This window comes from Streptomyces sp. GC420, from assembly GCF_009916105.1.
Taxonomy (GTDB): Bacteria; Actinomycetota; Actinomycetes; order Streptomycetales; family Streptomycetaceae; genus Streptomyces.
The window spans coordinates 91,356-98,178 of record NZ_JAAAXQ010000001.1 but is presented as its reverse complement, the minus strand read 5'-3'; the positions used below and the strand labels follow the sequence as shown (position 1 = coordinate 98,178).

Genomic DNA, 6,823 nt, shown 5'->3' with positions numbered 1-6,823 from the left:
CGGACGAGGTACTGGGGGCGGGCGGGTTGCTGTGCCTGTGGAAGGAGCAGGTGGAGCGGGCGCAGTATCCGATGTTCTTTCAGGGGATGGCGGCTCTGGAGAAGGAGGCCATCGAGCTCGTGGCCTATGACACCCTGGTGGTCAAGGGGCTGCTTCAGACCGAGGAGTACATGAGGGCGCTGTTGGGGATGCGACGCCCGCCTCTGGACGAGGAGACCATCGAACAGCGGGTGGCGGCACGACTGGCCCGGCAGGACATCTTCGACCGTCGGCCCGCTCCCCTGTTGAGCTTCGTGCTCGACGAAGCGATCCTGCGGCGCCCTTACGGTGGCAAGGCCGTGCTGCGTGGGCAGTTGGAGCACCTGCTGCTGATCGGCCAGAAGCGCAACGTCGAGATCCAGGTCATGCCGGTCGACCGCGAGGACAACGCCGGTGTGAACGGGCCGTTCACCGTCGTCACGCGCAAGGACGGCAAGAAGTTCGTGTACGCCGAGGCACAGGGAATCGGTTCCCTGCAGACCGACCCGGAGCAAGGGGTCCTGGCCGCCGCACGTTATGGGATCATCCGATCACAGGCTCTCAGTCCGCGAGAGTCACTGGAGCTCATCGAAGGGTTGCTGGGATCGCTATGAACAACGCTGAGTCCTCGACCGTCGCCTCCGGCCTCGCCTGGTTCAAGAGCAGCTACAGCGGAACCGAGGGCGGCGACTGTGTAGAGGTCGCGTCCGGTACGACAGTTGTGCATGTCCGGGACTCCAAGGCCGACGCTGGACCCGTCGTCACAGTCTCGCGTGAGGCCTGGGCGGGGTTCGTCGGGCTTGCCTCGTCGGAGCAGCGCGTCTGACGCTCGTACGGTCGTGAGAGCCCTGCCTGCCTGGATCTCGGTCGGCAGGGCTCTCACGTTCAGTCCTCCGAGCTACGATGCAGCCTCTGTCGAACGGGGTCAGGCCGGAGTGACGGGCAGCACGTCCGGCGACAGGGCCGCCGCCCGCGCCGTCGCCGCCGTCATCCTGCGCCGGTGGTGCCGGCGGCACAGCACCTCGTAGCCGATGGTGTCCGCCTGGTTGACGTCGCCGACGACGACCTGCGCACCTTCGACGACCATCACCCCGCCGACCGTGCGGGCGTTGTGCGTGGCACGAGCGCCGCACCAGCACAGGGCCTCGACCTGGAGCACCTCGACGCGGTCGGCGAGTTCCACGAGTCGCTGGGACCCGGGGAAGAGCTTGGAGCGGAAGTCGGTGGTGATGCCGAAGGCGTAGACGTCGATGCCCAGATCGTCCACCGCCCGGGCCAGTTGGTCGATCTGCTCGGGCGCGAGGAACTGGGCCTCGTCCGCGATCACGTAGTCCGCGCGGCCGCCCTGCGAGAGGTGATCGACGAGATGGGCGTAGAGGTCCTGGCCGTCCGCGACCTCCACCGCGTCCGTGACCAGGCCCAGCCGGGAGGACAGCTTGCCCTCGCCCGCACGGTCGTCGCGCGTGAAGATCATGCCCTGAAGGCCGCGTGCCGAGCGGTTGTGCTCTATCTGGAGGGCCAGCGTCGACTTCCCGCAGTCCATGGTTCCGGAGAAGAACACCAGCTCGGGCATGGCGAGTCGACGGCCTTTCGGATTGTCGGAGTGTCGGTGGTGACGCGCCGGGCGGTTGGGTCCCGGCGGGCAGGCAGGCTCAGGTACGGATCTCGAGCAGCGGCACAAGCTGTTCCACGGCGGTCATCGAGCCGTGGTTGCCCACCATCGCGGACTCGTTGACCTCGTTCCGCGAGGCGATGATCAGCACGTCGTCCCGCGCGGCGGCGACGACGTCGCCGATCCGTCCGTACACCCGCTCGTCGATCGCCGGCCCGAACCAGCCTGCGGCGATGGCCTCCTCGCGGCTCGCCACCCAGAACCGGTCCCCCAGGACCTCCCGCCACACCGCGAGGACGTCCGACTCGGCGCCCGGGACCGCGTACACATGGCGGGCCCGGCCCTCGCCGCCCAGCAGGGCGACGCCTGCGCGCAGTTCCCAGTCCTCGTCGAAGTCGATGCGCGACTCCTCGTCGAAGGGAATGTCGATCATGCCGTGGTCCGCGGTCACGTAGAGCACGGAGCGGGGCGGCAGTTGCTCGGCCAGACGCTGGGCGAGCCGGTCGACGTACATCACCTGGCCGCGCCAGGCGTCGGAGTCCACACCGAAGCGGTGGCCCTTGCCGTCCACGTCGCTGTAGTAGGTGTAGACGAGGGCGCGGTCCGAGCGCGCGAGCAGCTGCGCGGACAGGTCCATCCGCTCCTCGCCGGAGAGCCGGCCGTGGAAGTGGCCGCCGCTCAGCGCGACCTGGGTGAGCGGGGTGTCCTTGAAGGTGGGTGACGAGACCTGGGCGGCCGGCACGCCCGCCTCGTGGACGCGGCGGAAGACCGTCGGGTAGGGCTGCCAGGCCGCGGGCGGGGTCCAGGGCTTCCAGCGCAGCTGGTTCATCAGAGCACCGGTCTGCGGGTCCCGCACGGTGTAGCCGGGCAGTCCGTGCTCGCCGGGCGGGAGGCCGGTGCCGACGGAGGCCAGCGAGGTGGCCGTGGTGGCGGGAAAGCCCGCGGTGATGGGGCGGCCGGTGCCTCCCCGGGAACTGCCGAGTATGGAGTGCAGGAAGGGCGCCTCCTCCGGGTGCGCCTTCAGCAGCTCCCAGCCGAGTCCGTCGATCAGGAAGACGCAGACCCGGTCGGCGGGCGCCAGGTCGAGGCCCGTGGGGCCGAAGCCGGGTACGCCGAGCCCCGCGGCCACCGTGGGAAGGAGGTCGGCCAGGGAGCCGGTGCCGTACGCGGGAGCGGGGGCGGAGTCGGGGGACAGCAGGACCGGCTCGGAGTCCTGGTCCTGCCATGCGGGCTGCACCATCGCGCGGTCAGCGGCCGGTCGCGGCGGAACCGGCGGCGGTCGCCTCGGACAGCGCCTGCGCGAAGGCCAGGGTCTGGCGCACGGCGTCCGGGCCGTCGCCGGCCTCGCTGACCCGCAGGCTCAGGTCGTCGGCGGTCGAGGAGCCGGTGTAGCCGTGGTCCGCCTCGCAGTTGGGGTCTCCGCAGGCGGCGGGCTCGAGGTCGATGCGGCTCACCGCACCCCAGCCGATGGTGAGGACGACCTCGCGGGGCAGCGTGCCCGGCGTGTACGCCTCGGGGTTGGCGACGACCCGGCTGAGCACCACGGAGGAGATCCGGTCGAGCTTGACGGACTCGGTGGAGGTGGTGGCGTACGGCGTCGGGGAGGTGTTCTCGGCGGCCTGCTCGTCGGTGTGGCTGACGATGAAGCGGTTGCCGGTGAGGACCAGGACGGTGACGTGGCGCCGCACCTCGTTGGAGTCGAACGTGGTCTCCTGGTGCACCAGGTACGACACGATGGGCTCACCGCCCACGGCGGCCTCCACCGCCTCGGCCACGAGAGCCGGGTAGTAGCCGCTGCGCTCGATCGCCGCGCGCAGCCCCTGGGTCGTCGTACCGGTCTTCGCCATGCGGACATCCTACGGGGCCGCGACGGCCCGGCCGTCCCCTGCGTCACCGCGGACGCCGGCCCGGAGCGGTCCGGTGCGCCGGACGGCCGGGGAGGCCGCCGACGACCCGCGCGGCACCGGTGGCCGGCCCCGCCGGCGGCGGCCGGTGAGGCCGGGGCGGTCCGCGGCCTGCGGGCTGATGGGCGGGCGGCGCCGTGCGGCTGCAGGCGCGGGGGGCACGGCCGCAGCGGCGCGGACCGCCTCAGTAGCTGGGGAGGCGGCGCGGTCCGAGGTCGGTGCGGGCCGGGGGCGGCGCGAGCCGGACCGTGGCGCCGAGCACGGAGAGCCCGTGCGGGGCGACGACAACCGGTTCGAGGGTGACGGACACCACCTCGGGATGGTCGTCGACCAGCCGCGACACCCGCAGCAGCAGGTCCTCGAGCGCGGCGGTGTCCACCGGCGCCGAGCCCCGCCAGCCGAACAGCAGCGGAGCGCCCCGGATGGACCTGATCAGCTCGGCCGCGTCCCGGTCCGTGGCCGGGACCAGCCGGTGCGCGGTGTCGCCGAGCAGCTCGGACGGCGCGCCGGCCAGCCCGAAGGAGAGCACGGCGCCGGCCGCCGGGTCGATGACCGCCCGCACGACGGTGTCCACCCCGCGCGGCACCATCGCCTGCACCACCGGCGTCAGCTCCTCCGGCTTCCCCAGCGATTCGGTGAGTTCGGCGAATGCCCGGCGCAGCTGGGCGTCGTTCGCCAGGTCGAGCCGTACGCCGCCGAGGTCGGCCCGGTGCCGCAGATGCGGGGCGGTCGTCTTCAGCGCCACGGGGTAGTCGAGCCGGGCCGCCGCCGCGACGGCCGCGTCGGCGTCGGGGGCCGCGAGCACGGGTGTCACCGGGATGCCGTACCGGCCCAGCAGATCGAGGGCGTCGGCCGCGCCGAGCGTGAGCCCCCTGTCGGCCCCTTCCAGCAACTCCGCGATGCGTTCCGCGGCCCCGGCCTCGTCGATGTCCTCGTACTCGGGCACTCGCCCGGGCTCCGCGGAGTCCCGCCGCCACCGGGCGTAGCGGACGGCCTCCGCCAGTGCGCGCACGGCCCTTTCGGCGGACGGATAGGCGGGGATGCAGTGGTCGGTGAGGGGTGCGGCGTCCGTGGCACCCGCTGGTTCCCCGGACCCGCCACCGGGGCCGGGCACCTGGGAGCCGCCTCCGGCCCCGGCTTCCCCGGAGCCACTGGGCGCAGGCGCGGCCGGTGACGGCGTGCCCGCGGGGCGGGCCGCGGACCCCGTGGCGGCGGTGGCCGTCCTGGGACCGCCGCGCGGGGCGGTGGCCCTGGCGGCGCCCAGCGCCTCGGCCAGGCCGCCGATCTCGACGTGCACGACGGCGACAGGCTTGGCGGCGGCGCGTCCGCCGGAGGCCGTCGCGGCGTCGACCGCCTCGCGCAGCGCCGCGGCGAGGGACTCGGCGATCCCGGAGTCGGTCTGGGCACCGTCCTGGCCGACCCATGGGATGGCCGTGATGACGACGGCGTCACAGCCGTCGTCCGCCAGGGCGTCGGTCAGGGCGTCGCGGAAGTCGGCCGGCATCGCGGCCGTGGTGAGGTCGAGGGGCGGACGGGGCCGCAGGCCCTCGGTGAGGCAGGCGTCGTAGGTGAGCAGGCCCAGTGACTCGGAGTTGCCGAGGATCGCGACGCGCGGGCCCGCCGGCAGGGGCTGGCCGGCGAGCAGCAGACCGGCGTCGACGAGTTCGGTGACGGTGTCCACACGGATGACGCCGGCCTGGCGGAAGAGCGCGGAGACGGTGGCGTCGGGGATGCGTGCCGTGGGCACCGCGTGTCCCGGCGGGGCGCTGCCGCTGTGCCGGGCGCCCTTGACGACGACCACCGGCTTGACCGCGGCGGTGCGCCGGGCGAGCCGGCTGAACTTGCGCGGGTTGCCGATGGACTCCAGGTACATCAGCGCGATGTCGGTGTCGGGGTCCTCGTACCAGTACTGGAGCAGGTCGTTTCCGGAGACGTCCGCCCGGTTGCCGGCCGAGATGAACGTGGACAGGCCGGCGCCGCGGCGGTGCAGTCCGGACAGCAGGGCGATGCCGATGGCGCCGGACTGGGTGAACAGGCCCAGCCGTCCCGGGCGGGGCAGTTCGGGCGCCAGTGAGGCGTTCAGCCGGACGCCCCGCGCGGTGTTGATGACCCCGAAGGCGTTGGGACCGATGATCCGCATCCCGTACGACCGGGCCTGCCGTACGAGGTCCCGCTGCCGTTCCCTGCCTCCGGAGCCCTGCTCGGCGTAGCCGGCGGAGAGGACGAGCAGGCCCTGCACGCCGTGCTCGCCGCAGTCGGCGACGACCGCGGGGACCCGGTCGGCCGGGACGGAGACGACGGCGAGGTCGATGTGCTCGCCGATGTCCCCGACGGACCTGAAGGCGGGCACGCCTTCGATCTCCGTACGGTCGGGCGGGAGGGACCGGTTCACGGCGTACACCCGGCCGGTGAAGCCGGAGTCGAGCAGGTTGCGGAGCACCGCGCGTCCGACCCCTCCGGGGGCACGGCCGGCGCCGATCACGGCGACCGTGCCGGGAGCGAGCAGCCGCTGGACGGAGCGCGCCTCGGCGCGCTGCTCGCGAGCGCGCTGCACGGCGAGGGAGCGGTCCGTGGGTTCGAGGCCGAACTCGAGGTGGACGACGCCGTCCTCGAAGCTGCGCTTCTGGCTGTAGCCGGCGTCCGTGAACACCTTGATCATCTTGAGGTTGTTGGGCAGCACCTCGGCGGCGAACCGCCTGATGCCGCGCTCGCGGGCGACGGCCGCGATGTGTTCGAGCAGCGCGGAGGCCAGCCCCCTGCCCTGGTGGTCGTCCTGGACCAGGAAGGCGACCTCGGCCTCGTCGGCGGGCGCGGCCGCGGGCGTGCCGTCGGGGCCGATCCGGTCGTAGCGCACGGTGGCGATGAACTCGTCGCCCACGACGGCCGCGAGGCCCACCCGGTCCACGTAGTCGTGGTGCGTGAAACGGTGCACGTCACGGTCGGAGAGGTGGGGGTACGGGGCGAAGAAGCGGTAGTACTTCGATTCGTCCGAGACCTGCTCGTAGAAGTCGACCAGCCGCTGCGCGTCGTCCGGGGTGATGGGACGGATCCGGGCCGTCCCGCCGTCGCGCAGGACCACATCGGCTTCCCAGTGATCCGGGTACGCGTGCTCCGACGGGCTCTGCATGAAGGTCAGCGTACGGGGCGTTCGGGTGGCGCGGGGCGCTTGGGCGCCCGGTGACGCGGCCGGACCGGGGCTGCCCGGGCGCACGCGACGTACTCTGCGAGGGGACCGTGCGGACACGGCGGCCCCCTGCGGACACGGCGGGCCCCTGCGGACCGTGCGGAC

General features: G+C 73.1%; 6 protein-coding genes. 2 read left to right on the top strand and 4 right to left on the bottom strand.

Annotated features, from left to right (window positions below; genetic code table 11):
- Together GUY61_RS00385 and GUY61_RS00380 are read left to right on the top strand one after the other, a co-directional pair.
- Positions 1 to 632, top strand: a 632-nt coding sequence (locus GUY61_RS00385) for a DUF5753 domain-containing protein (protein ID WP_166627977.1), incomplete at its 5' end; no start/stop codon positions are given.
- The gene (locus GUY61_RS00380) at positions 629 to 844 is read left to right on the top strand and encodes a DUF397 domain-containing protein (RefSeq protein ID WP_166627976.1); all 216 of its coding nucleotides are present in this window, start codon (positions 629 to 631) and stop codon (positions 842 to 844) included. The genes GUY61_RS00385 and GUY61_RS00380, both read left to right, overlap by 4 nt.
- Before the next feature lie 99 nt (positions 845 to 943).
- Here GUY61_RS00380 and GUY61_RS00375 read toward each other — a convergent pair whose 3' ends face one another.
- The 4 genes from GUY61_RS00375 to GUY61_RS00360 all read right to left on the bottom strand — a co-directional run bounded on the left by GUY61_RS00375 (position 944) and on the right by GUY61_RS00360 (position 6,661).
- Positions 944 to 1,591: a thymidine kinase gene (locus tag GUY61_RS00375; protein ID WP_166627975.1), complete on the bottom strand. Its 648-nt coding sequence runs from the start codon at positions 1,589 to 1,591 to the stop codon at positions 944 to 946.
- Between the two features lie 79 nt (positions 1,592 to 1,670).
- Positions 1,671 to 2,870, bottom strand: coding sequence for an alkaline phosphatase family protein (locus tag GUY61_RS00370; RefSeq protein ID WP_166627974.1), 1,200 nt, complete (start codon positions 2,868 to 2,870; stop codon positions 1,671 to 1,673).
- A gap of 7 nt (positions 2,871 to 2,877) precedes the next feature.
- Positions 2,878 to 3,477, bottom strand: a complete 600-nt coding sequence (locus tag GUY61_RS00365) for a DUF5998 family protein (RefSeq protein WP_166627973.1) — start codon at positions 3,475 to 3,477, stop codon at positions 2,878 to 2,880.
- A gap of 241 nt (positions 3,478 to 3,718) precedes the next feature.
- Entirely contained in the window at positions 3,719 to 6,661 is a 2,943-nt protein-coding gene (locus GUY61_RS00360) for a bifunctional GNAT family N-acetyltransferase/acetate--CoA ligase family protein (protein WP_166627972.1), read from the bottom strand.
- Positions 6,662 to 6,823 lie beyond the last annotated feature (162 nt).